Raw genomic sequence first — 23,412 nt, 5'->3', positions numbered from 1 at the left:
CATGCAGACGTCGACGCCCGACGAACGTTGATTGCTCAACTTCGGCACGCCTTGCCTTTCACTTTCCCACGGTACTTGGGGATCTGCGCAAACAACTCGACCCGGTTTCCGATTGGGTCGCGCCGATTGACTGCCCTCCCGGCGCCACGACGCGTGGCACCGTTGCCCCCCTGCCTTGGTGAGGGCCGCTCGACCCTCACCCACGGCCTGCATCTCCCCATTCAAGCCAGGCGCGTTCCTCAACCGTCAGTTCTGCGTTCATCCTTGCATCGTAGGCCGCAAGGTCATCATCGGTCAGCACCCCCTCCCACTTTCGCGATGTCGCGCTGTCGAAGAACCCTGTATCGGCCTTCCAGAATCCTTGTCCGGCTGACGGCGTGAAACGGGCCGCGTTGGCCTTCATGCTGGCAAATGTCGCAGCCTCGGTGATGGCCACCATGACCCCGGTCGGATGAGCGATGCCGACATGAGCGGCCAGCGATGCCACAGCCCCCGGGAGATCGCGCAGCATGTCGGCATAGTGCAGCCGGATCAGGTTCTCGCGCGGCTCGCGCGCCAGGGTGCATCGGTAGTGGTCAAGGATCGCCCCGAGGCCGCGATGATCGAGGTCTTCCGCCAGAAATTCCCTGAAGCTCTCGGACGGGTTTTCGGACAGGGGGGCCTGCCCCACGTCGCGGGCCATGTTGGCCAGATGCTTGCGATAGGAAAAGTGCACGTCGATCGGGTGCCGATAGACCGTGACATACCGCATCTGCGGCCAGAAGGGGATGCCATCGAAAGGCGTGTGCGTCTTGACCTGCCGCCTTTGTTCCTGCGCCTCGAGCCTCGCCATGACCTCGCCGAGATCGCGAATGTTGATGTCGATCCAGGGCGATTTCATCGAGGTCTGCGCGTCCACCTCCGGGTCGCCTGCGATCAGCATGGCAAGGATGCCCTGTGTCCAGGTCGTGCCCGACTTGGGCGGGGTCGAGACCACGATATCTCCCGCGCGCGGCACGAACGCGTCCCAGCGGGCGCTGTCGGACACGGAATCGGTATAGATGCGGCGGCGTGGTTCGGGGGTGGCGGACATGCGTGTCTCCATCATTGCGGCGTGAAGGTGCGGGTTGCACGGAAACCGGCTTCACCACATCGGCATCGGCGAAGGGGTCGCTCATCCCGCCACCTGCCGAGCGTAATCCTCCGGATCGAACCATCCCCGCGAGGCCGCGACCTTGCCGCTCGCGTCAATCTCCCATTCCTCCCAACCCGTGATCCGCAGCGGCTTGCGGGTCTCTGAATGGTGGCCGGTGAAGGTCCAGAGATACAGGACATGATTGCCGGCGACACGCAGCCCGTCGCAGACAAGGTTCAGGTCCGGCACATCGGCGAAGAACCCCGCCGCCATCGCGGCGACGCCCTGGCGCCCCTCCCAAGGCGTGCCCCGGTTGATGACGATGCCGCCGTCTTCGGCGTAAAAGGACGCGACCGCATCGGCCGAGCCACTGTTCCAGGCGGCGGTGTAGGCCGTGGCGATGGCGTGGATGTCAGTCGTCATGTCAGGCTTCTTTCCGTTCGGCATCCGCCGGCTCGCCGCCGAACATCGCCCAGAACTCGTCGCGGGCATTGCTGCGCGGGAACGCGGTGTCTGGTGTCGGCACATCGAGGAAGCGGCAGAGCGGTTCCCAGCCATCTGAAGGCGTGAAGACCAGCAGCCGGTCGGATGGCACGGTGGCGCGGACCTTTTCATTGTTCCGCCGATAGGCAGCGACCGAGCTTTCGCGATCGAGGCCACCGAACACCCCGTCGACCAGCAGGATCTCCATGGTCCCGAACAATTCGATCAAGGGCGGTGGCACTGGAAGCGATTTGTAATGCGCAAAGAACTTGCCGATAGTCCTGGAATAGCTGGCCCACCAGTCGTCTTCCGGACGCTCGGTGTGGATCACCTTCGCGTCGGGAGAGGCCACCAGCATATCCTGCCAGTAGGCCGCGCCGGGAAAATCCACCTGCGACGTGTACCCCGCGAACACCTGTGCCCACTCGACATCATGCCCTGCGGCAAGGGCATGCCAATGCGCGGGCTGGTCTGGGTTGCCCATGACCTCGACCATGTGGTGGCAGGGGCCGAAGCCCAACTCTTCCAGCGCCATCTTGGTCGACATTGTTCCCGTCCGACCGAAGCCGGAGCCGATGATCTGAAGGGTCATTGCGTCGATTCCTTGCTTGTTGTCGAAGAGGTCGAGGCAAACGGGTCACCGTCTCAGTCGCCGTGGCTGCGCACGGTGCGCAGTCGGGTGAAGGACGAATAACCCATCAGCATGCGCTGGCAGTATTCGTCGACGCACTCCCGGTGCCGGCCGCGTTTGTAGGCGGCTGCGCGCTCCTCCTGCTCTCCCTCAAGCGCCGCGGTGCCGACTCTGACAACCCAAGTGCGCGCAACTTGGGCCGCTGCGGCGGCATCCGAGACATGCGAGCGTAGACACGCGCACCCGCGCCGGTGGCGTCAGGTCCAGCCGAGGGCACGCATCGACTGGGCGTCGTTCCAGATTTTGGTCATGTGCTTGATCTTCGGGCCGTCGAACGTCATCGCATAGACGTAGTCGGCCGCCACGCTGCGCCCGGTCGGCGGTACCGGCCCGCCCTCGGCCGTGTGGGTCCCGTGGAATACTGCGAAACCCAGCACCGTGGCGCGCGCCTCGTCGGCGGCGAAGGCCTTCATGTCATAGCGGCCGTCCGGTGCCAGCTTCAGCAGACCCTCCATCCAGCCGGCATAGGCCTCGATTGTGCCAATCTCCGCCAGGGCGTCTGACTGGCAGGAGAAGGTGGCGCCCGGCGTGCAGAAAGGCGCGCAGGCGGCCCAGCCCTTGCCCGTCTCGATGGTGTCGAAGAACGCGGCGGCGGTGTCGGTCATCGTCATGGACTTGTTCATGGTGTCTCTCACTGTCAGGTGGCCGCGATCTGGGGCGGCTTTTTCCAATGGGGCAGATTTGCGCGTCGCTCGCTACACCACCGGCTATTAAACTTCTAAAGCTGATCTACGCGGACCGGCTCAGCACAGCGATATGGCGTCTTCGGGCGTCGCAGGGCCCGCAGCGTTGTGCTGGCCGAAAAGGACCGTACGACCGATGCCGTTCCGGCCCCCGGGAGCCACTCACCCGTGCGGCGGTTGGTATGCACCGGTGACCTCGCCCGCCTTCGTCATAGCCGCCATCGCGTCGGCCGAGGTCATCAGCTTCGTCGTCGCCGATTTCGAAACCGTACCGGCCGAGGCGACGGCGGCGGCCCCCGCCATCATGAACTTGTCGTCGGGGCCTTCGATCAGGCAGACGACGTCGTACTCGCCGAAAGCGAAGAACAGGTGGTGCAGCTTGCCGCCCAGCGCCTCGACCAGCTTGCGCGCCGCGGCCTCGCGGTCCTGGGGTTTCTCGACCATCGCCTTGATGGCATCGCTGGAGTAGGTCAGTTGGTACAGGTAGAATGGCATTGTGGGGTCCTCCTTCGGTTCGGGGCCACGGCTGGCTCAGCCGCCGCTCGACGCGAATGGTGGGTGCATCGGCGGACCGGCGTCACCCAGACCGGCTAAAACGATCTAAATCCGGGTTCGTCGCTAACGCAGCGCGTCGGCCGCCTCGGGCGGAGCGACTCCCGCGGCGATGCGAAAGAACGTGTGCGCCCGCGCGAGGTAGTCGGGGTTCGAGGTCAGCCACCGCCCGGCCAGCCGTGCCTCGACGAGGGTTGGCGCGATCTCGGCAACGCGCGCGAAGGCCGCCCCGGCCCGGTCGATGCGGCCCGCGCCGACCCAAGCGATCGTGCTGAGGATCAGGGGTGTGGCGCTTCCCGCGGCTTCGGCCAGCGCCGCCTCCGCCGCCTGCGCGGCCGCGTCGTAGTTGCGCACCGCGAACTGCGCGAAACCTAGCGCCGCGAGGAGGGAGCCGCGCGAGGGATCGCGCGGAGAGCGGCGCAGCGCGGCCTCGGCCAGCGGCACCCCGCGTTCGCCATCGCCGTGAAAGCCCTCGTAGAGCCCAAGCCACGCCAGCGTCACCGCGCAGTTCGGGTTCATCTCGTGCGCCTGGCGAAGCTCGGGCAGGCCGGCCCTGGCATCCTGGTTCATGAAGTGCAGAAGCGCCCTGAGCCGCCGCGCGTGGTGGTCCGTCGGATCGGCGGCGATAGCGTTCGTCGCCGCGCCGATTCCTTTGGTGAGCGTGTCGGGCACGGAGGGTGTCGTCGCGTGATAGACATTCCACCAGGCGACCCAGGCCAGCACGCGCCAGGCGAGGCCCGAGGTCGGATCGAGGTCCAGCGCCTGCCGGCCAAGCTCGGCCGCCTTGTCGCGCGATGCGGGGTCGTAGGCCATGTCGCCTGCCGATACCAGGGACCAGCCCCGCAGCGCGATGCCGTGCGCGGTCAGATCCTCGGGCGCGGCGGTGCGGATGCGCTCGGCCTCTGCCCGGTCGATCTGCGGCGCGAGACAGGTCACGATGGCCCGCGCCACCCGTGCCTGCGTGTCGAAGTGCCCGACAAGGTCGCGGTCGAAGACCTCCGCCCAGACATGCCCCCCGGTCTGGGCGTCGATCAGCTGCGCGGTGACACGCACGCGCTCGGTCGTTGCGCGGACACTGCCTTCGACGACGTAGCGGACGCCCAGTTCGCGCGAGATGACCCTGAGATCGCGCGGCATGTCGCGGTAGACGAAGGCCGAGTTGCGCGCCACGACGAAGAGGTCGCGGAACCGGGACAATTCGGTCGTGATATCCTCGACGAAGCCGTCGGCAAGCCACGACAGCGCGGGATCGCCTCCGAGATCCGCGAAGGGCAGGACGACGACCGAGGGACGGTCCGGAAGGGCCAGTGCCAGCGGACCCGTCGATGCGACCTCCAGCGCGAAGCGCAGGCCCCGCCCCGGCACCGTGACGATGGCGCCGGCCCCCAAGAGCCGCCGCAGGTTCGCGAGTTGCACGTTGAGATTGTTCTCGCCTACGACGCTGTCCGGCCAGACCGCCGCCATGATCTCGTCGCGTCCGACGACGCGGTCCCGGCAGGCGATCAGAAGATCGAGAAGATCGAAGGCGCGCGCCCCGATGGCGAGGTCTTCGTCGCCCCGCACAAGGCGCCTTGCGCGCCGTTGCAACGTGAATTCTTTGAAACGAACGCTGTCCATCGGCAGATTTGGCGGGCCCCTCTGGAAACAACGTATCAGAGGAGGATGGGATCGTCGCCAATTTCTCGGGATGCCCGCAGGATAAAGAGGGAGCAGCGCGCCAGCCGCCGTGTAGTGCAGGACGCTCGTGCGGGGAAAGACCGCTTCGGATTGTGGCGAGGTTGCCCGCCTGAAATGGCAACTTTTGGCAAAACTTGCCGCACTGCCGCGCCTGGTTCAGAAACTCGGTCGCCACCCACAGGGAAATTTCGCTGCATCGGCATTGGGCCGCTATGTCCCTCACAGCCAACTCGGACGGGGACATGGCAGCGCGCGTGCAGCGAAAGTCCGGTTTGGTGGGCCGCACCGCACCGATTTGAACGGCAGCTCAGGGCCGATCACGTCGGTCTTGTACAACGCAGGGTCTGCGCTTCTCGCGGATACAGAAATCTGCCGGGAGGGCGGGGCGCCGACCTTCGCTGCGTTCGGACAGCGCGAAGACCTCCTGGTAATGTCGGACGATCTCGCGGCGACGGACGGGCTTCACCACTTTTTTCGCAGAGCATCCTGAAGCATCGTCTTGTCCAGCGCCAGGTCCGCAACCAGTCGTTTAAGCTTCGTGTTCTCATCCTCGAGCTGCTTCAGCCGCCGGATCTCCCTGTCGGAAATGTGCCCGAAAACTCGCATTCGGTTCGGATCAGCTTTGCGGGTCAAGACCCGCCGTGCATTGGCGTGTGGGTGGTCACTGTGAACTGAATGCGGCAATCGCGGCATTGATACAATCCCGGCCGGCAGGTGGCACCTCGAAGATGAGTGGAAGACACCGATCCGCAATGGGGGCAATAGGGCCCGGTCGGCCAGATGAGCGCCTCCAGAAAGCGTCTGGCATGCCCCCCGCTTGGCATCCGTTTCCGGATGTCCGGCATCGACTTCATCTCCGTTATCATTGTTGTCCCCCGACTTCCTCGACCCGCGGCAAATCTTGGCCGTTTTCGCCAAACTGTCAGGGGCCGACTTAGCTCTGCCAATGCCAATTCAACCTGGTTGCGGAGCCAGAGGAACGCAGACCGGGTCAAAGCGCTGACGTACGCAATAGAGGATCCTCCCGAACCCCTGGTCTTCAACGAAGCACATGACCTTTGGCGTCTCCTGCTTTCGAACAGGCAGAATCAGGGTCGCAAGAACGTGGGACTTGGCTGGCGCCAAATCGATTGACAGCCGTCGCGACGTCTCCAGCCCTTCAACCTCCGCAGCATCGACATCGTCGAAACCTCCGATCACCGAGAGGCCCTCGACAGAACCGCTGCTGTAGACAACTTCGATCCCGGTCATAGCGTGTGCTGTATCAATGGTCGCCGAACGATCGCCGGTCTCGACCTGCCCCAGTGTATGCCCGAACCAGGAGACCGGAACAGACCGGCTGGCCGCCACATGGTCGATCACGACGAAGGCACATCCAAAGATCATGTGCAGCTGTCGTTCCGCCCGGAGGAGGTCGGGGATCATCTGCCGATAGGCATCGGTGGCGTCACCTACGGCCCATTGGTGGTTCTCCCGATCTCCATGGGCCACAATTGCGCCCGAGGCCTGCCGGGCGAGGAATTTGTCGACATCGGCGTATTGGCCTTGTCCGTCGATCAGCAGGGCGTTCTTTGACAACGTCTGGCGACGCCATTTGCGGTGCATCGAGGAATTGTGCGCAATATAGTGACCGCTCTGCACCAGGATGTCGTCACCGAAGGCCGAGAGGCAGAACGCATTCTGATCGGCGTGGGAATGGCTGATCGAGCCAAAGGGGCTGGACTTGAACACGCAGTGGATCTGGTGATCGGGATCATCCATGCGGGACTGGAGCGAGGTCCAGCCCACGCCCGGGAAGAGCTTGATCCGAGGTTCGGGGGGCATGCTTGCGGCGTCCACGGGTCCGAAGCTGGCCTCTCTCAGGAGATCGTCGAAGCGGAAATCCCACCAGCCATAATTGTAGAACGCGCTCTCGTCGCTGTCCGAGAGGGTCTCGATCTGGTCGGCGTAGCCGGCAAACTCCGGCGTGCCGGTCGCGGCGGCTAACAGGCGCATGTTGCGGGCGATCTTCGGGCTTGGCGCATCGCCGAGCGTGGAGTCGTCTCCGAAGGTCCCGCGCCGCGTCCAGGCCGGGCGGCAGTACAGGGGGAAATTGCCGGTGTTGCGGAAGAAGGGGCGATCAAAGACGTTCAATCCGGTCGCGTTTCGAAGGAGCGTCGCGGCCTCGAGCGCGTAGCACATGGCCGTGGTCCAGTAGTGGATGCCCTCGGCCCAGCCGCCTTCTTCGTCCGCCCAGGCGCTGTAGGGCCCGGCAAGGTAGTTGGCCGCAAAGTCGAGCCATTCCGTGCCCTCCGCGTCTTCGCCAGCCAGCGCAAGACCAACGGGTACCATGACGGCCGACACCGCCCTCACCGCGTGGCTGTCATAGGGGAAGGAGTCGATGCGCGAGGCGTGCATGACGTGCCGCGCGACCTGTTCCCCACGCGCCTTAAGCGCCGAACGCACGGCGTCGGCCTCGTCTGGCGAAAGTTCCGTACGCAACCAGTCATAGCCCCACGCGAGCGCCGTCGCGCAGCGGAACGCCGCCTCGTCGTTGTAGGAGCGCGAGGTCGGACCCTCCGGGTCCCATTGGGCAACCGCGAGGAGCCAGTCCTTGGCGCGCGCTGTCAGCTTTGCATCGCGTTGCAGAACGCCGGCCACCGCCAGGTTGCGGATGCCATAAAGCGCCTCCTGGCAGGTGATGTAGGATCGACGCCAGAGCTCGGCCGTGCGCAGGTTGTTCGGATAGGCCTCGGGCTCGGCGGGAATGTCCTTCTCGACCCAGGACAACACGCTCCGCTCGACGAACGCAGCCCAGGCCGGCATCTCGTCCAGTCTGGAGATCAACGCCTTGTGGCCGTCGGCCGCGATGGCAAGGCGCGGGCGAATGCCGGCGGCCCGTTTCCGGTCGAATGCAACCGGCGCCACGATCGCGTCAGCCGGCACGATGAATCTGCGGGATTGGCTCCAGTCACTGGGGCCGCGCGCATCGGAAACGGTCCGGTATCTCCAGCTGTAGGAGCCCGGTTCCACCGGCTCCGCCGGCGTGAAGAACGGAAAGGCGATCCCGGTGAAATACGTCGGCTTGCCTTCCGGCTGCCCGCTCACGGAGAGGCGCTGGAGCTGAAGCTCGTAGCTGTGGCGTCCGATCTGTGGGGGGATCCACTGGAACCGAGGCGGGTTCTCGATCACCTCGCGACGCTCGTCCGGCGAATACCGAACCGTCAGAACGTTTTCGTCGGGCTGCAGCAGGGGCGACCTTGGCAGGTCTTCGTGCTCGTGTTTGGTGCTGTTCTTGTTCGCCATGCCATCCTCGACCGACTTGTATCGCGGGAAGCGGCGGGCACGAAGGCGCCCGCCGCCAGGGTGTTGCAGGTGGTCAGTTGGAGCCGCCGTACTGCCGCTCGTAGGCGGTCTGCAGGGCTGCCAGGACATCCGAGTAGCCCAGTCGCTCAAGTTGCGCCTGGTAGTCGGACCACTCGGCCTCGACGTCGGCCGCGCCGAGAATCCACTTCTCGTAGCTTTCCTGCATGAAGGAGAGGATGTTCGGCCAGGACTTGTCGTAGATGGCCTTTTCCTCGGCATTCATGGCGATGCCCGGGAACTGCTCGACCACGTATCCGCCCTCGGTATACATCTCGATTCCCTTCAGGGCGAGGTCGTTGGTCCACTGGCGCTCGTACTCGTAGTCCTGCGGGAAGCCGATCGGGATCTGCGCTCCGATCTCCCACAGCTGCGCCACGACCGAACCGTCGCCATTCAGCACGCTGTCCTTGAACACCGGTTTTCCGTCGACCATGTCGTAGGTCAGCCCCTCGACGCCAAAGTTTGCGATCCGCTGGCCTTCTTCGGTGAAGTAGAAGTTGAAGAACTTGATCGTCTCCTCGGGGTGCTCGTTGCTGTAGCCGATGGCCCAGCCGGAGGGTTTCACGTTGATCCGGCCATGCTCTTCCCAGACTTCGCCGTTGATGTCGGCCGGCGGCGCCATCGGCAGGAAGGAGAAGCCCTCGATCTCAGCGGCGAGCTTGTCGTTGTAGGCCGCGGTGGAGGCCACCCAGTCGTGGGTCACGCCGCCCATGTTGCCGCCAAGAAGCTCGTCGCGCGCACGCGACTTGCGGGTGAAGATCTCCTTGTCGATCAGCCCTTCCTGGTACCAGGCCGCGACGTTCGAGATGCCCACCTTGAAGTTCTCGTGGGCATAGGGATGCACCACCTTGCCGTCCTCGATATAGAACTGGTGGTAGCTGTCCGACCCGGTCGACCGCGCGCCCCACAGGTTGACGAGGCGGATCGCCTCTTCGGCGTGGCGGTTGAAGTACGGCACCTCGTCGGCCTGACCGTTCCCGTTCGGATCCTTGTCGCGGAAGGCGACGAGGACGTCATAAAGCTCATCCACGGTCTTGGGCTGCTCCAGACCGAGCGCATCGAGCCAGTCCTGGCGCACGAACCAGACGCGGCCGACATCGCCGTCCGGCAGGTAGGGGATGTAGTAGATGTTGCCATCCGGCGCCGAGATCGCGGAGCGGATGGTCGGGTTTTCATCCAGCACTTTCTGGATGTCGGGCGCGTGCTCGGCGATCAGGTCGTTAAGGGGCAGGAAGGCGCCCTCCATGCCGTACTGGTCGAAAGCCTCCTTCACGCCGGCGCCGCTGAATTCGCCGCCCACGATGTCGGGTATGTCACCGGAGGCGATCATCAGGTTGAACAGCTCGCGGCTGTCCCCTGCCCCGACCGGCGCGGTGCCGTTCAGGGTGATGCCGGTCGCCTCGGAGACCTTCTGCGCGACCGGCCAGTCGGTGTTCCAACCGTACTTGTCGCGGAAGTGCATGAATACGTCGAGTTCCAGGGGCTCGCTGACGATGGGCTCGGCCTGGGCCGGTCCGTAGCTGCCAGGTGTCAAAAGCGCAGCCGAAGCCACAGCCCCCATGAGAAGGGTCTTGAGTGTCATCTATATTCCTCCCTAAGGATTTGATGTGTCGTATGGGGAGCCGCCCGGCCGGGCGGCAGCCCCGCAGTTGGCGTTATTCCTTCACACCGCCCAGCATCACGCCCTTCTGGAAGTACTTCTGGATGTAGGGGTAGACGATGATGACCGGGATGATGGACAGCACGATGATGGCGGCGATCGCGGTCTCGAAGGAGTAGCTCGAGGACAGCAGATCGGTCGCGAATTCGTCGCTCATGTTGAGCTCGACGATGATCTCCTTGAGATAGACCTGCAGCGGAAGCTTGTCCTGGTCGCGCAGGATGACCATCGCCCAGAAGTACCCGTTCCACCGGAACACGGCGCAGAACAGCGCGACGGTGATGATCGCGGGCTTCGAGAGCGGCATGTAGACCCGCCAGAGGATCTGGAAATCGTTGGCACCGTCCATCCGCGCGGCTTCCTCGAAGGAGCGCGGCACGCTTTCGAAAAAGTTCCGCATCAGGATCGCGTTGAAAGCATTTACGGCGAAGGCGATAATGATCGCGAAGCGCGTGTCGAGGATGCCCAGATCCCGGATGTTCAGGAAGACCGGGATCATGCCCGCGTTGAACCACAGCGTGAAGGCCACGAAGAGGTTGAAGCCCGAGCGGAAGGGCAGCTGCGGCCGGCTCAGCGCGTAGGCGCCTGGGATGATGAAGGCGAGCGAGGTGAGCGTGCCGACAATCGTGTAGTAGAAGGTGTTGCCGTAGGCGACCCAGAACTGCCGGTCCGCCATCACGTAGCGAAAGGCGTCGAAGGTGATCTCCTTGGGTGTCAGCACAACGTCGCCGCGTGCCACCGCCGCGCCCGAGGACATGGAGGCGGAGAGCACATAGACGAAGGGATAGAGCGTCGAGGCCACGAAAAGCCCCAGCAGGATGGTCACGGCCCAGCCGAAGAACTTGTCGCCGCGGCTGTAGAGGTCGAAGGATCCGGTAGAGATGCTCATCTGTCTGTCCTCACCACAGCGACGTCTTGGACAGGCGCTTGGACAGGCGGTTCGCGGTGATCACGAGGGTGAAGGCCACCACCGCGTTGAACACACCCGCAGCCGTCGCGACGTCGTAATTGTTGTTCTGAAGGCCCTGGCGATAAATCCAGGTAGTGATCACGTCGGCGGTCTCGTAGGTCGCCGGCTGGTAGAGCAGGATCACGTATTCGAAGCTCACCTCCAGCAGATTGCCGATGCGGATGATCAGCATGATCAGGATCGTAGGCAGGATGCAGGGCAGCGTGATGAGGTACATCATCTGGAACCGCGTTGCTCCATCCACCTTGGCGCTTTCGTAGAGCGAGGGCGAGACACCGGCGATGGCCGCGAGGTAGATGATCGACTCGAAGCCCGCTTCCTTCCAGATGTTCGAGCCGATGAAGATCGGCCGGAACCATTCCGGCTTGGTCAGGAAGTAGGTGGGATCCTCCGCGCCCAGTTTCATCAGGATCAGATTCACGATGCCGGAGGGGGCGAAGAAGTTCACCACGATACCGGCGACGATGACGATGGAGATGAAATGCGGCAGGTAGGCGATGGTCTGCGCCATGCGCTTGAAGCCCTGGTGCCGCAGTTCGTTGAACATCAGCGCCAGGATGATCGGCGCCGGGAAGGCGAAGATCAGGCTGAGGCCGGAGATGATCACCGTGTTCTTGACCGCGCGCCAGAAATAGGGGTCTTCGAAGAGGGTCCGGAAGTGCTCCAGCCCCACCCAGGGGCTGCCCCAGATTCCCTTGAACAGCGAGAAATCCTTGAAGGCGATGGTGAGCCCGAGCATCGGCCGATAGGCGAAGATCAGGAAGTAGATCACCATCGGCGCCAGCATCAGGTAGATCTGCCAGTTGCGCACGATGCTGGCGAAGAACCTTTGCCCCAGCGAGAGCGGCGGAAGGTCGAATTCGGACGGCGGCGTCAACACGGATGTATGTGACACTCCCGGGTCGGTCATGACGCTCATGCCGCCCTCGCAAGCTCGATACGGGCGCCGGTAGCGCCGGTGAAGAGGTGGCAGTTCTCGGCATCGATCTCGATCCCGACTGTGGAGCCGGCTTCCAGCAGCACGACACCGGGCGCCTTGATGACGATCTCGGTGTCGCCGAGCGTTGCGTGGATCAGGCTCTCCATCCCGAGGGATTCCACCAGGTCCACCCGCACCTGCGCCGCCGGGGCGACCGTCGCGTTCGGATCGGCAAGGCGGATGATCTCCGGCCGAAGGCCAAGCTGGACCTCCGATCCTTCGCTGAAGCCGCCAAGGGCGATCGCCGGCAAGGTCACCACGGTGCCATCGCGCAGCTTCAGGACCGGCGATCGGGCCGCGCCGGCGAGGCTGCCCGGAATGAGGTTCATCGGCGGGGAGCCCATGAAGCCGGCCACAAAGGCATTGGCCGGGTTCTGGAAGATCTCGATCGGCGTGCCAACCTGTTCGATGTAGCCGTCCTTCAGGATGGCGATCCGGTCCGCCAGCGTCATGGCTTCCACCTGATCGTGGGTGACATAGATCGAGGTGGTCCCGAGGCGGCCGTGGAGGCGCTTGATCTCGGCTCGCATCTTGTTGCGCAGCTTGGCGTCGAGGTTCGAGAGCGGCTCGTCAAAGAGGAACACCGCCGGATCCCGCACGATCGCCCGGCCCATCGCGACCCGCTGGCGTTGCCCACCCGAAAGGTCGGCGGGCCGGCGGTCGAGGTACTCGGTCAGCCCGAGGATGGAGGCCGCCTCCTGCACCAGTTCATGCCGTTGCTCCTTGGCAAAACCGCGCAGGCGCAGGCCGAAGCCGATATTCTGCTCCACGGAGAGATGCGGATAGAGGGCGTAGTTCTGAAACACCATCGCCACGTCCCGGTCTTTCGGGGCGACGCGGTTGACGATCTTGTCGCCGATCGAGACCCGCCCGCCGGATATGTCCTCCAACCCGGCGATCATGCGGAGAATCGTGGACTTGCCACAGCCCGACGGGCCGACCAGCACGACGAATTCCCCGGCCTTAACCTCCAGATCCACGCCATGAACCACCTCGACGGAGCCATAGCGCTTCACAACCCTTTCCAGCACGACGTTTGTCATTAGTCTCCTCCCCTCCCAGGGCGCTTCAGGACGCCTTGGGCGTCACGTGTTCTTGAACTTCAGGACTGCGGATGATCTTGGCGAACATCTCGACGCAGTTGAGGTGAGCATCCATTGCGGCCGACGCAGCGCTGGCGTCCCGGCTTTCCATGGCGGCAACAATCGCCCGGTGCTCTTCGATCACCTGCATGTGGCGGTTCTCACCGCGCGAGATCCTCAGTCGCTGAACCCGGCTGACAGCGCCCCGCACCATGTGGACCAGCCGGATCGCCGAGGGCATCGCGGCGATGTTTGCCAGGGCCTGGTGGAAATCCCGGTCGAGCTCGAAAAATGCCACGCCGTCACGGGCGCTTGCCGCTTCGACCTGCCTCTCGACAAGCTGCTGAAGGTTCACGAGATCGAGGGTCGTGCGCCGATTGGCGGCCTCGGCGGCGACCGCCATTTCAATGGCGCGGCGCAGCATCAGGCCCTCATAGACCTTCTCGAAGCTGATCTCGGAAACGTAGCTGCCGCTCTTTGGCCGGATCTCGATCAGCCCCTCTTCCGACAGGCGGATGAAAGCCTCGCGAACGGGCGTCTTGGAGACGCCGATCTCCGAGGCAACGTCCTTCTCCGACAGCTTCGTTCCCGGCTTCCATTCAAGGGAAATGATACTCTCTCGGATCTGTTCGTAGACGCGCTGACTGACCGGGATGTCGGACGGCCGCAACGGTGCGTCGGAGACATTTTTTGACATATCAGATCGATTCCTAACGTATCAGTTGCAAATCTAATATGTCAGTTATAGAGATCCCGTCAATGACCAACCTGTCGCACAACCCCCAGAAGCGCCCCGGGAGGCAAAGCAAATGACTGAAGATAATTCTAAAATCGACGTATGGGTCGACAGTGGTGAAGGTGTGGAACGCAGGGTCCGCGCCGAGACTCAGGACCTGATGGTGGTGGAGTTCCGCTTCTCCACAGGCGGCGTCGGAGCGCTGCACAGCCATCCGCACACCCAATCGACCTATGTCGAGTCAGGCGTCTTCGACTTCACCATGAACGGAGAGACACGCCGCATCTCTGCCGGCGATTGCTTCGTGATTCCGTCCAACGCCGAACATGGCTGCGTCTGCGTCGAAGCCGGCCTGCTGGTCGACTGCTTCACGCCGCGCCGCGACGATTTTCTATGAAAGGACCACCGATGCTGAGCGTCAAATCCATCTACGCGGTTGATCCCAAGACCGCTAAATCCTTCGACACGGCCGCCTTGCGCGAGACCTTTCTCGTGGAGAGCGCCTTCGCCGACGGGGAAATCCGCCTCACCTATACCCATTACGACCGGCTGATCGTCGGCGGCGCCGTCCCCGCCGGCGCGGAACTGTCCCTCGACGCGGTGCCCGAGACCGGCACCGCCTCCTTCCTCGACCGCCGCGAGGTCGGCATCCTCAACATCGGCGGCACCGGGACCGTTTCTGCCGGCGGCGAAAGCTGGACGCTGAACAAAGGCGACATGCTCTATCTGGGCATGGGAATGGGCCCAATCACCTTCGCGGGAGACGGGCGATTCTACATCGCTTCCGCCCCGGCGCACCAGAGCTACCCGGCCACCCTGATCCGTCCCGAGGACGCGGAGCAGGTCACGCTCGGCGCACAGGAAACGTCGAACCACCGCTCCATCTGCAAGTCGATCCACCCCGACGGCGTGAAGTCGTGCCAGCTCATGATGGGCTACACCCAGCTGCACGGCGGCTCGGTCTGGAACACCATGCCCGCGCATCTGCATGACCGCCGGATGGAAGCCTATCTCTATTTCGACGTGGCCGAGGGGCAGCGCGTGTTCCACTTCATGGGCCAGCCGCAGGAAACCCGCCACCTCGTCGTCGGCAACGAGCAGATCGCGGTTTCCCCGCCCTGGTCGATCCATTCCGGTGCAGGCACCGGCTCCTACACCTTCTGCTGGGTGATGGCGGGGGACAACATGAGCTTCACCGACATGGACATGGTCGCCATCGAGGATCTGAAATGATCTCCTTCTCGCTTGAAGGGAAGACTGCGCTCGTCACCGGCGCCAATGCGGGAATCGGCCGGGCATTGGCCGTGGGCCTCGGTGGCGCCGGGGCGCATGTCATCTGCGCGGGGCGTTCGGATTGCACCGAGACGGTTGGCATGATCGCCAGTGCGGAGGCGATGAAGCTGGATTTCTCCGACCCGATGGCGGCGAAGGACGTCTTTGAGGACCGGCAGGTCGACATCCTGGTCAACAACGCCGGGATCATTCGGCGGGCCGATACCGTGGATTTCCCGGAGCAGGACTGGGACGATGTGATGGACGTGAACCTGAAGGCGGTGTTCTTCACCTGCCAGGCCTTCGCGCGCGCAGCCATTGCGCGCGGCACAGGCGGCAAGATCATCAACATCGCCTCGATGCTCAGCTTCCAGGGCGGCATTCGCGTGCCCTCCTACACCGCTTCCAAGCACGGCGTGGCCGGGATCACCAAGCTGATGGCGAACGAATGGGCCTCCAGCCGGATCAACGTGAACGCCATCGCACCGGGTTACATCGCCACCGACAACACCGCCGACCTGCGTGCCGACCCTGCGCGCTCGGCCGAGATCCTCGGCCGCATTCCTGCGGGGTGCTGGGGCGATGCCTCGGACATCGCCGGTGCCATGGTGTTCCTTGCCTCTCCGGCGGCGGACTATGTCCACGGCGCCATCCTCAACGTCGATGGCGGCTGGCTGGCGCGCTGAGGCGACCCTGCATGCGTTCCCGGCGACCGAATGGTGCCGGGAACTGTCGATCAGCAGACCTTCTCTAACGCGCCGTCCCGGTCAGTCGAGAAAGGCCGGCTCCGAGACCATGATGTGACCGAACTTGTCGCAAAGCTCCCGGAGCAGCGACAGCTCGATACCGCGCAGGGGACCGCCCGCCGAGAGAACACGGCGGTGGATCGCCGATGCCTTCTCGATCGTCTCGACGAGAGCAAAGACCTTCTCCGGGCTCTCTTCGGAAGCGAAGATCCCGTGGTGGCTCCAGGAAATCACGCGGCTCTTCCTCAGCTCGACCGCCGACGCCTCCGCGATCTTGACCGTTCCGGGCAGCAAGGGCGGCACCACCCGCACCCCATCGGGGAAGATCACGATGCATTCAGGCATCTTCTGCCAAAGCGCCATGGTCAGCTCTCGGGAGTCCAGCGGCATCAGGAAGCTGAGCGCGATGAATTCCGGCACATGGCAGTGCAGGATGACCCGCTCGCGCCCACCGGAGGCCTCCTTTCGGATGGCGTGTCCGACAAGGTGGGTGGCGAATTCCGAGGTCGGTTGCCCGCCCATCACATAGCCCCACACGCGGCGATAGGCGGTGCCGTTGTCGACGATCTGCACAATCCCGAACACCTCATCTGGATGATCGACGGCATGCCGAAAGAACTGTCCCGAACCGGTGACCAGGAAATAGTCACCATCCAGTTCCGGCTGCGCTTGCTGCAACTGGACGCTCGGATGGCGGGGAGCGTTCGGGAAGCGCCGGCGCAGGATGGCTTCGATTTCCTCGGTCGGCAGACGCCAGCTGAAATTGCCGCCATTGGCTTCGTTCCAGCCCATGTCCCAGCACAGCCGGACGAAAGGGGCCGCATCTTCGACGAAGGAAATTGCGTGAGCGAATTCGGGCATTTCGCCCTCCTTATGTGCGATCGGCCACGGAGGCCTGGTAGGTGTTGAGCGTGTTCAGCAGGGTCTTTCCGCTCGGGACGGACTGGCGCTCGCAGAAAGCCTCCCAGACTGCGCCGTGGGGCAGGTCCTTTAGCTCTTCGGTCAGGATGAAGCGGTCGGAGAAGTTCAGCTCGGCCTCCTTGGCCTGCAGCATCTCGACAGGTTGCAGCAGCGCGCGCAGCAGCGCTTTCTGCATGTTGCGCGTGCCTATGACCCAGGCCGCGGTGCGGCTGATCGTGGCGTCGAAGAAATCGAGACCGATATGGGTGCGCTCCAGAAGATCGCCGAAGACCAGCTCCTGCGCCATGGCGAGGATGTCGTCGTTGAGCAGGATCACGTGGTCGCTGTCCCACCGCATCGGGCGGCTGACATGGAGCAGGATCTCGTCCACCGAGAGCGCCACGGAAGAAAGCTTGTCGGCGATGTTCTCCGTCGGGTGAAAGTGGCCCATGTCGAGGCAGAGCAGCGTGTTCTTGCGGATGGCATAGCCGAGGTAGAACTCGTGGCTGCCCACGGTGCAGGCCTCCACGCCCAGCCCGAAGAGCTTGCTTTCGACGGCGTCGAGCAGGTGCGCCTTGTCGAAGCGCTTGTCCAGCATCACGTCGAGCGACGCTTCCAGCCGGGACCGCGCCGCCATCCGGTCCACTGGGTTGTCCTTGTAGCCGTCCGGCACCCATATGTTGTTCACGCAGGGAGAGCCCAGTTCCCTGCCCATCTGCGCCGCGATCTCGCGGCAGATCTGGCCGTGACGGATCCAGAACTCGCGAATGCCCTTGTCGGGATGGGAGAGCGTCAGGTTGTCGCCCGCCTTGGGATGGGCAAAGAAAGTCGGGTTGAAGTCGAGCCCGAGTCCGTTCTCCTTCGCCCAATCCACCCAGGACGCGAAGTGCCGGTACTCGAGCGCATCCCGGTCAGGAGTCTCGTTGCTGTCGAGATAGCAGGCATGAAGGTTCAGACGGTGCGAACCGGGTATGTTGGCATAAGCGAACACGAGATCCGCGCGAAGTTCGTCGGGCGTTCGGGCGCGGCCCGGGTAGTTGCCGGTGGCCTGAATGCCGCCACCGCTGCCCGCGGTGACACCCTCGAAGCCCACCACGTCGTCGCCCTGCCAGCAATGCACCGAGATCGGGATCGTGGCGAGCCGCTCCATCGCGGCTTCGGTGTCGACACCCCACTGCGCGAATGCGTCCTGCGCGGCGGTGTATTCGGGACGGGTCATTGCTCTGTTTCCTTGTATTCAGGCGCTGGTGGCCAGCGGTTCCGCGCAGGCCATGCGCCAGGTCTCGGCATAGGTTTGAAGCGCCTGAGCCTGCCTCTTCTCAAGCGGCGCGTGGCTTCCTGGTTTCTCGGAAAGCGTCGCTCCCGGCCCGCGGGTCAGAAGCGCGGCCCCGATGCTTGTCCCGGTAGCCGACCCGCCCGGAAGAAGAACGGGTCGGCCGGTCGCTACGGCCAGCATGTCGAGGAAGAGCCGATTGCGGGAGAAGGGCCCTTCCGTGAGCGTCTGGCCCCCGGCCCCGATCATTCCCAGGCAGGTCTCCGCCATCATCGCCAGGTAGAGCGAGATGACGGCCGCCCGCTCTCCCGGCGATAGGGCGTCTTCCGGAACGGTCCATTCATGGCGCCGCCCCTGGAACGGCCCGCTCTCAGACACCACCGATGGCAGAAGCATGGCTCCCCGCGATAGCACCGTATCGAGATCCTCGGGCGTGGGTGTGACGGGCTGACCCTGCATCAGGAGCTCGTATTCCCGCCCGCCCATGAACCGCGCGGAAGGCACCGGTTGCCCTAGCGCATTCACGTTGATCAGCGTATCGCGCGACGGATCGAGCTGCGTAGCATGTCCTCCGACTGCCATGGCAATCACCCAGGTGCCGGTCGACAGGACGGAGAACGGCGCGTCGAGGGCGAGAAGGTGCGGGTAGAGCGAAGCGTTGGAATCGTGGATGCCGCAGAAGACGGGCGTGCCCTCAGCCAGTCCTGTGGCCCGGGCCAGCATTGGAACGACTGCACCCACTTTGTCCGTCGGTACGCGGACAGGCGCCATCTTGTCCGAAAGACCGAGTTGTTCTGGCAAGGTGCTGAACCGCCCCGCCTCCGGCTCCCAGAGATCGGTATGACACCCGAGCGAAGTGACCTCCGTGCAGGCGATGCCGGTCAGACGGGCCACCCAGAACTGGGGATAGGTCACGACCTTGTTGATCCGCTCCCGGAGTCGCGGCTGCGAATTAAGCAGCCAATGCAGCTGCGCGCCCGCGTTGAGTCCCATGGGCAGACGCGGCGCACCAGTCCGCTCGAACTTTGGCCGGATCGCTTCATAGGCATCCGAGAAGTCGTCCGGCCCGGAGAATTCGTAATCGAGGACCGGCGCAGCCAAGCCACCGATCTGGTCCAGCAATGCAACCGAAGCCCCGTGGGTCGTCACGCTGATCGCATCGATTCCGTGGGTCTCGTGGAATCCCGCCAAGCCTTCGAGGATAAAGGCCCAGAGACGGTCAATGTCGAAATGCGGATAGGGCGGCCCTTCGTGGACGACGTTCGGGGTTGTGCGCACGTCGATCTCTGCCAAGGCGTCCATGTCGACCAAGGCAAGCTTCGCGTTGGTCTTGCCGATATCGATAACGGCGACATTTCGGTATGTGCTCATGGCAAGTGAAACACCGTTTCCAGCTCGATCACGACCGGTTTGTTGTCAGCTTCAGTCTCCATGATGTCCGCCATGTGCGCCCACCAGCGCTGCATCACCGGGCTCTCCGGAAGGCTTCCCATACCGTGGTAGTCTTCGCGCCAGAGAACCCCGAAGAGCAGGTTGGTCTCCGGGTCGAGGTGGATCGAGTAATCCGAGATTCCGGCCTCGCGCAGCAGCGCCTCCAGCTCCGGCCAGATCTCGTCATGTCGGCGCTTGTACTCGTCCCTGCAGCCAGGGTTGAGGCGCATGCGGAAGGCATATTTCTCCACGGCTCAACTCCTCGTCTGGCGTATCTGAGCAAACAACCGCGGCAGCGCGATCACCCCGATCAGCAGTAGGCCGATGAAGATCGACATCACGATGCCCGGTACGTTCAGAAGGCCGAGGCCGAAGGTCACGAGGCCCATGACGAAGGCCGCGATCACTACGCCGGGGATCGAGCCGGACCCGCCTAGGATGTTGACCCCGCCAAGGACCACCATCGTGACCACCTCGAGTTCCATGCCGAAGGCAATGGAGGGCCGCGTCGATCCGAGCCGCGAGGTCAGACAGATCGAGGCAATCGCCGCCATCAACCCGGTCAGCAGGAACAGGATGAACTTCACCCGCTTGACCCGGATGCCTGAAAACAGCGCGCCGACGGGGTTGTTGCCGATGGAATAGACGGCGCGGCCGAAGTTCGTCTTGTGCAGCACCACGCCGTAGATCACCGCGAATACGAAGAAGAAGACGAGCTCCACCGTGATCACCCAGAAGACATAGCCCTGGCCGAACCAGGCAAAGCTGTCGGGGTAGTTCATGAAGGCCTGATCGCCCAGCACGATGTAGGAGATGCCGCGGAACAGGCTCATCGTGCCGATGGTGACCACGATGGACGGAAGGCCGAGCCCGGTGACGAGCGCACCGTTGAAGGCACCGCAGGCGAGTCCGACGGCGAGCCCGATGGCGACGATGCCGGGCGTGCCAACGCCGAACTCCGCCGCCGCTCCCATTGCGGTCGAGGTGAGCGCGATGATCGACGCGACCGAAAGGTCGATCTCGCCCGAGATGATGACCAGCGCCATGGCAAAGGCGATCATCGCCTTTTCCGTGAAGTTGAAGGTCGCGTCACTCAGGTTCCAGGCGTTCAGAAAGTAAGGCGAGGCAAAGGAGTTGAGCAGGAAGATCGCCACCGCGACCGCCAGCAGCAGCGCCTCCCAGCTCTTCAGCGTGCGTTGAAGCGGCGTGGTCAGGCGGTCGGGAACATGGTGATGGGTTGCGTCGGTCATGCCGTATGCTCCGCGGATTTGAGGATGACCCGGCCCTTGCTGCGGCCCTGCTGCGCGTTGAAGGCGACGGCGATGATGATCGCGCTGCCCGAGATCGCGAGTTGCCAGAAGGGCGAGATATTGATGACCGGAAGGGCGTTCTTGATCACGCCGAGGAACAGCGCGCCGAGCAGCGTGCCTGCCACGGAGCCGACGCCGCCGGCGATGGAGATGCCGCCGATGACACAGGCCGCGACCACCTCGAGCTCGAAGCCGCCAGCGATGTCCACATAGGCAACGGCGAACCGCGACACCCAGAGGTAGCCCGTCAGCCCGGCCATCATGCCGGAGATGGTGAAGGCAAGGAACTGCGTCCGGCCGACGTCGATGCCGGTATAGACCGCCGCGTTCGGATTGCCGCCGACGGCAAAGAAGGAACGGCCGAGCGGCGTCCGGTTGATCATGACGACGAAGCAGATCACGACGACGATCGCGATCCAGGACAGCATCGGGAGGCCCGCAAACTCCATCCGCGGGAAGTCCTTGAAGCCCGCGCTCATCTCGTGCGCGTTGATCCATTTGCCGTCGGAAATCAGGAAGACGATGCCCCGAAAGATGGTCATCGTGCCGAGCGTGACCACGATGGCAGGTATCTGGAGCTTCCAGACCAGCAGCCCGTTGATCGCGCCGAGACAGGCGCCGAGCACGAGGGCGATCAGGAGGATGGCGGCAACCGGAAGCCCCGGCATCAGCGTGTTGAGCGTGGCCACCACCATGCCGGTCAGCGCCACGTTCGCCGCGACCGAGAGGTCTATGCAGCGGGTCAGGATCACGCACATCTGGCCCATCGCCAGGATGATGAGCGTCGAGGTGTCGTTGAACACGTTCACCAGGTTTCCGGGCTCCACGAAAGCCGGGAAGCGGGTGGCAATCAGCGCCAGCAGCGAGACGATCGCCGCCACGAGGATGACTTCACGAGACTTAGCGAACTGGGAGATCATTGCTTGCCCTCCGAGATGCCTGCGGCGTGGCGCACGAGGGTTTCGGGGGTCACCTCGTCGCCCTGGAGTTCCGCAACCATGCGCCCCTCGCGCATGACGATCACCCGGTCGGACATGCCGACGATCTCGGGGATCTCCGAGGAGACCATGATCACGGCCAACCCTTGCGCGGCCAGTTCCGCGGTAAAGGCATGGACCGCCGCCTTGGAGCCGATATCGATCCCCTTGGTAGGCTCGTCGAGGATGATGATCTTGGGCTCGGTGGCGAGCCACTTTGCGATCACCACCTTCTGCTGATTGCCGCCAGAGAGGTTGCCGACATCCTGATCGAGCGAGGCCGCCCGCAGGTCGAGCCGCTCGGTGTACTTCCGCGTCAGGGCGAATTCCTCCGCCAACCGTGTGAAGCCGTTCTTCGAAGTGCGGCCTAAAGACGGCAGGGTCACGTTCTTGAAGATCGGCATGCCGATGACCGCACCCTGCTTGCCGCGATCCTCGGGCACATAGACAATGCCGGCCTCCACGGCATCGGCGGTGGAGCGAATGCTGCGTGCCTGTCCGTCGACGGAGATTGTCCCCGCCGAGGGCTTCGTGATGCCGAAGAGCGCCTGCATGACCTCTGAGCGTCCGGCGCCGACCAGCCCGTAGAAGCCCAGGATCTCGCCCCTGTGCAGGGTGAACGAGATGTTCTCGAACTCCGTCGGATGGCAATAGCCATCGATCTTCAGGATCTCGTCTCCCGCCGTCGAGTCGCGCTCCGGGAAGATGTTTTCGACCGATCGCCCCACCATCAGGCGAACGAGGTCGTCCTCGGTTACATCCGCCATCGCGCCCGCGCCGACATACTGACCGTCGCGGAACACGGTATAGCGGTCGGCGATGCGGAAGATCTCGTCGAACTTGTGGCTGATGAAGAGGATCGCCTTGCCCTCGGCCTTGAGCCGGTCGACCAACTCGTAGAGCTCCTCAATCTCCTTCTGGCTCAGCGCCGCGGTTGGCTCGTCCATGATGACGACGCGCGCATCGATGCTGAGGGCGCGGGAGATTGCGACGAGGTGCTTGTTGGCGATACCCAGGTCCTTGAGCAGGACCGCCGGGTCGATCTCGGCGCCGATCCGGTCGAGCAACTCCCCTGCGTCGCGCCGCATCTTTGCGGTGTCAATCAACCCGTATTTGCCGCGCGGGGCATGGCCAATGTAGATGTTCTCGGCCACGGAGAGCTCGTCAAAGAGTACTGTTTCCTGGTGAATCGCGGTGATACCGGCGTCGGCGGCATGCTGAGCGGTCGGGAAGCGGGTTTCCTTGCCGTCGACCCGGATCGTGCCCTCTTCGGGCTGATAGATGCCGGTAAGCACCTTGACGATAGTCGACTTGCCGGCGCCGTTTTCTCCGACCAGCGCGGTCACCTGACCGGGATAGAGGTCCAGCTTGACGTCGGAGAGCGCACGAACGCCCGGAAAGATCTTGGTGATGCCGTCGAGGGAAAGGATCGGATCTGTCATGAGGGCATCGGCAGCCTTGCTGACATCAGGGCTGAGGTACATTTCGTGGTCCAGCCGTTCAATGTGTGATGAGAGATGGGTCCGGCGCC

The 23,412-nt window shown here is 63.8% G+C and carries 22 protein-coding genes and 2 pseudogenes; 3 read left to right on the top strand and 21 right to left on the bottom strand.

What is annotated here, in order from left to right; translation table 11 throughout:
- Nucleotides 1–196: 196 nt before the first annotated feature.
- From ACFQ2S_RS08035 to ACFQ2S_RS07970, 14 genes and pseudogenes are all read right to left on the bottom strand, one after another.
- Nucleotides 197–1,072 (bottom strand): sulfotransferase domain-containing protein, encoded by an 876-nt coding sequence (locus ACFQ2S_RS08035; protein WP_386073931.1) that lies wholly within the window; start codon nt 1,070–1,072, stop codon nt 197–199.
- A gap of 81 nt (nt 1,073–1,153) precedes the next feature.
- Entirely contained in the window at nt 1,154–1,537 is a 384-nt protein-coding gene (locus tag ACFQ2S_RS08030) for an ester cyclase (protein WP_386073930.1), read from the bottom strand.
- A gap of 1 nt (nt 1,538) precedes the next feature.
- Nucleotides 1,539–2,189, bottom strand: coding sequence for a sulfotransferase family protein (locus tag ACFQ2S_RS08025; protein WP_386073929.1), 651 nt, complete (start codon nt 2,187–2,189; stop codon nt 1,539–1,541).
- 296 nt (nt 2,190–2,485) lie between these two features.
- A complete protein-coding gene (locus ACFQ2S_RS08020; RefSeq protein WP_386073928.1) occupies nt 2,486–2,911 on the bottom strand; it encodes an ester cyclase in 426 nt (141 codons plus the stop codon).
- Between the two features lie 222 nt (nt 2,912–3,133).
- The gene (locus ACFQ2S_RS08015) at nt 3,134–3,466 is read right to left on the bottom strand and encodes a GYD domain-containing protein (RefSeq protein ID WP_386073927.1); all 333 of its coding nucleotides are present in this window, start codon (nt 3,464–3,466) and stop codon (nt 3,134–3,136) included.
- Between the two features lie 123 nt (nt 3,467–3,589).
- On the bottom strand, nt 3,590–5,086 hold the full coding sequence (locus ACFQ2S_RS08010; protein ID WP_386073926.1) for a winged helix-turn-helix domain-containing tetratricopeptide repeat protein: 1,497 nt from the start codon (nt 5,084–5,086) through the stop codon (nt 3,590–3,592).
- A 547-nt stretch (nt 5,087–5,633) separates the two neighbouring features.
- Nucleotides 5,634–5,776 (bottom strand): annotated as a pseudogene (locus ACFQ2S_RS08005) (IS3 family transposase); the annotation flags it as partial.
- A gap of 65 nt (nt 5,777–5,841) precedes the next feature.
- Nucleotides 5,842–6,066 (bottom strand): annotated as a pseudogene (locus ACFQ2S_RS08000) (transposase); the annotation flags it as partial.
- Nucleotides 6,067–6,154: 88 nt separating this feature from the next.
- Nucleotides 6,155–8,485: a heparinase II/III domain-containing protein gene (locus ACFQ2S_RS07995; protein WP_386073925.1), complete on the bottom strand. Its 2,331-nt coding sequence runs from the start codon at nt 8,483–8,485 to the stop codon at nt 6,155–6,157.
- A gap of 73 nt (nt 8,486–8,558) precedes the next feature.
- On the bottom strand, nt 8,559–10,127 hold the full coding sequence (locus ACFQ2S_RS07990) for an extracellular solute-binding protein (RefSeq protein ID WP_386073924.1): 1,569 nt from the start codon (nt 10,125–10,127) through the stop codon (nt 8,559–8,561).
- A 73-nt stretch (nt 10,128–10,200) separates the two neighbouring features.
- Nucleotides 10,201–11,094 (bottom strand): carbohydrate ABC transporter permease, encoded by an 894-nt coding sequence (locus ACFQ2S_RS07985; RefSeq protein ID WP_089233125.1) that lies wholly within the window; start codon nt 11,092–11,094, stop codon nt 10,201–10,203.
- 10 nt (nt 11,095–11,104) lie between these two features.
- Entirely contained in the window at nt 11,105–12,094 is a 990-nt protein-coding gene (locus ACFQ2S_RS07980; protein WP_386073923.1) for an ABC transporter permease, read from the bottom strand.
- The gene (locus ACFQ2S_RS07975) at nt 12,091–13,197 is read right to left on the bottom strand and encodes an ABC transporter ATP-binding protein (RefSeq protein ID WP_386073922.1); all 1,107 of its coding nucleotides are present in this window, start codon (nt 13,195–13,197) and stop codon (nt 12,091–12,093) included. Before ACFQ2S_RS07975 ends, ACFQ2S_RS07980 begins: the two co-directional genes overlap by 4 nt.
- A 25-nt stretch (nt 13,198–13,222) precedes the next feature.
- Nucleotides 13,223–13,933 (bottom strand): GntR family transcriptional regulator, encoded by a 711-nt coding sequence (locus tag ACFQ2S_RS07970; RefSeq protein ID WP_386073921.1) that lies wholly within the window; start codon nt 13,931–13,933, stop codon nt 13,223–13,225.
- Nucleotides 13,934–14,045: 112 nt separating this feature from the next.
- On the opposite strand from ACFQ2S_RS07970, the gene ACFQ2S_RS07965 reads away from it, so the two are divergent.
- Genes ACFQ2S_RS07965 through kduD form a run of 3 tightly spaced genes read left to right on the top strand, consistent with a single transcriptional unit; the run spans nt 14,046 to nt 15,930 of the window.
- On the top strand, nt 14,046–14,369 hold the full coding sequence (locus tag ACFQ2S_RS07965; RefSeq protein ID WP_386073920.1) for a cupin domain-containing protein: 324 nt from the start codon (nt 14,046–14,048) through the stop codon (nt 14,367–14,369).
- A gap of 11 nt (nt 14,370–14,380) precedes the next feature.
- Nucleotides 14,381–15,205, top strand: coding sequence for a 5-dehydro-4-deoxy-D-glucuronate isomerase (kduI, locus tag ACFQ2S_RS07960; protein ID WP_386073919.1), 825 nt, complete (start codon nt 14,381–14,383; stop codon nt 15,203–15,205).
- Nucleotides 15,202–15,930: a 2-dehydro-3-deoxy-D-gluconate 5-dehydrogenase KduD gene (gene kduD, locus ACFQ2S_RS07955; protein WP_386073918.1), complete on the top strand. Its 729-nt coding sequence runs from the start codon at nt 15,202–15,204 to the stop codon at nt 15,928–15,930. The genes kduI and kduD overlap by 4 nt, the downstream gene beginning before the upstream one ends.
- An 81-nt stretch (nt 15,931–16,011) precedes the next feature.
- On the opposite strand, the gene rhaD is transcribed toward kduD, so the two are convergent.
- From rhaD to ACFQ2S_RS07920, 7 genes are read right to left on the bottom strand one after another with little or no spacing between them, the layout of a single operon-like run.
- Complete coding sequence (gene rhaD / locus ACFQ2S_RS07950) at nt 16,012–16,851, bottom strand: rhamnulose-1-phosphate aldolase (protein WP_386073917.1); 840 nt, start codon at nt 16,849–16,851, stop codon at nt 16,012–16,014.
- 10 nt (nt 16,852–16,861) lie between these two features.
- Complete coding sequence (locus ACFQ2S_RS07945; RefSeq protein WP_386073916.1) at nt 16,862–18,109, bottom strand: L-rhamnose isomerase; 1,248 nt, start codon at nt 18,107–18,109, stop codon at nt 16,862–16,864.
- 18 nt (nt 18,110–18,127) lie between these two features.
- Entirely contained in the window at nt 18,128–19,534 is a 1,407-nt protein-coding gene (locus ACFQ2S_RS07940; RefSeq protein ID WP_386073915.1) for an FGGY-family carbohydrate kinase, read from the bottom strand.
- Nucleotides 19,531–19,845, bottom strand: coding sequence for an L-rhamnose mutarotase (gene rhaM, locus ACFQ2S_RS07935; protein WP_386073914.1), 315 nt, complete (start codon nt 19,843–19,845; stop codon nt 19,531–19,533). The genes ACFQ2S_RS07940 and rhaM overlap by 4 nt, the downstream gene beginning before the upstream one ends.
- A gap of 3 nt (nt 19,846–19,848) precedes the next feature.
- A complete protein-coding gene (locus ACFQ2S_RS07930) occupies nt 19,849–20,844 on the bottom strand; it encodes an ABC transporter permease (protein ID WP_386073913.1) in 996 nt (331 codons plus the stop codon).
- The gene (locus ACFQ2S_RS07925) at nt 20,841–21,824 is read right to left on the bottom strand and encodes an ABC transporter permease (RefSeq protein ID WP_386073912.1); all 984 of its coding nucleotides are present in this window, start codon (nt 21,822–21,824) and stop codon (nt 20,841–20,843) included. Before ACFQ2S_RS07925 ends, ACFQ2S_RS07930 begins: the two co-directional genes overlap by 4 nt.
- Nucleotides 21,821–23,323 carry a sugar ABC transporter ATP-binding protein gene (locus ACFQ2S_RS07920; RefSeq protein WP_386073911.1) on the bottom strand — a complete coding sequence of 501 codons (1,503 nt, stop codon included), beginning with the start codon at nt 23,321–23,323 and terminating at the stop codon, nt 21,821–21,823. The genes ACFQ2S_RS07925 and ACFQ2S_RS07920 overlap by 4 nt, the downstream gene beginning before the upstream one ends.
- Nucleotides 23,324–23,412: the final 89 nt, after the last annotated feature.

This window comes from Tropicimonas aquimaris, assembly GCF_042676185.1.
Classification (GTDB): domain Bacteria; phylum Pseudomonadota; class Alphaproteobacteria; order Rhodobacterales; family Rhodobacteraceae; genus Tropicimonas; species Tropicimonas aquimaris.
This window is presented reverse-complemented; position numbering and strand designations above follow the sequence as displayed.

Coding starts and splice junctions, on each gene's coding strand:
- ACFQ2S_RS08035 (WP_386073931.1), bottom strand. CDS start 1,072: ATGTCCGCCACCCCCGAACCACGCCGCCGCATCTATACCGATTCCGTG.
- ACFQ2S_RS08030 (WP_386073930.1), bottom strand. CDS start 1,537: ATGACGACTGACATCCACGCCATCGCCACGGCCTACACCGCCGCCTGG.
- ACFQ2S_RS08025 (WP_386073929.1), bottom strand. CDS start 2,189: ATGACCCTTCAGATCATCGGCTCCGGCTTCGGTCGGACGGGAACAATG.
- ACFQ2S_RS08020 (WP_386073928.1), bottom strand. CDS start 2,911: ATGAACAAGTCCATGACGATGACCGACACCGCCGCCGCGTTCTTCGAC.
- ACFQ2S_RS08015 (WP_386073927.1), bottom strand. CDS start 3,466: ATGCCATTCTACCTGTACCAACTGACCTACTCCAGCGATGCCATCAAG.
- ACFQ2S_RS07995 (WP_386073925.1), bottom strand. CDS start 8,485: ATGGCGAACAAGAACAGCACCAAACACGAGCACGAAGACCTGCCAAGG.
- ACFQ2S_RS07990 (WP_386073924.1), bottom strand. CDS start 10,127: ATGACACTCAAGACCCTTCTCATGGGGGCTGTGGCTTCGGCTGCGCTT.
- ACFQ2S_RS07985 (WP_089233125.1), bottom strand. CDS start 11,094: ATGAGCATCTCTACCGGATCCTTCGACCTCTACAGCCGCGGCGACAAG.
- ACFQ2S_RS07980 (WP_386073923.1), bottom strand. CDS start 12,094: ATGAGCGTCATGACCGACCCGGGAGTGTCACATACATCCGTGTTGACG.
- ACFQ2S_RS07975 (WP_386073922.1), bottom strand. CDS start 13,197: ATGACAAACGTCGTGCTGGAAAGGGTTGTGAAGCGCTATGGCTCCGTC.
- ACFQ2S_RS07970 (WP_386073921.1), bottom strand. CDS start 13,933: ATGTCAAAAAATGTCTCCGACGCACCGTTGCGGCCGTCCGACATCCCG.
- ACFQ2S_RS07965 (WP_386073920.1), top strand. CDS start 14,046: ATGACTGAAGATAATTCTAAAATCGACGTATGGGTCGACAGTGGTGAA.
- kduI (WP_386073919.1), top strand. CDS start 14,381: ATGCTGAGCGTCAAATCCATCTACGCGGTTGATCCCAAGACCGCTAAA.
- kduD (WP_386073918.1), top strand. CDS start 15,202: ATGATCTCCTTCTCGCTTGAAGGGAAGACTGCGCTCGTCACCGGCGCC.
- rhaD (WP_386073917.1), bottom strand. CDS start 16,851: ATGCCCGAATTCGCTCACGCAATTTCCTTCGTCGAAGATGCGGCCCCT.
- ACFQ2S_RS07945 (WP_386073916.1), bottom strand. CDS start 18,109: ATGACCCGTCCCGAATACACCGCCGCGCAGGACGCATTCGCGCAGTGG.
- ACFQ2S_RS07940 (WP_386073915.1), bottom strand. CDS start 19,534: ATGAGCACATACCGAAATGTCGCCGTTATCGATATCGGCAAGACCAAC.
- ACFQ2S_RS07930 (WP_386073913.1), bottom strand. CDS start 20,844: ATGACCGACGCAACCCATCACCATGTTCCCGACCGCCTGACCACGCCG.
- ACFQ2S_RS07925 (WP_386073912.1), bottom strand. CDS start 21,824: ATGATCTCCCAGTTCGCTAAGTCTCGTGAAGTCATCCTCGTGGCGGCG.
- ACFQ2S_RS07920 (WP_386073911.1), bottom strand. CDS start 23,323: ATGACAGATCCGATCCTTTCCCTCGACGGCATCACCAAGATCTTTCCG.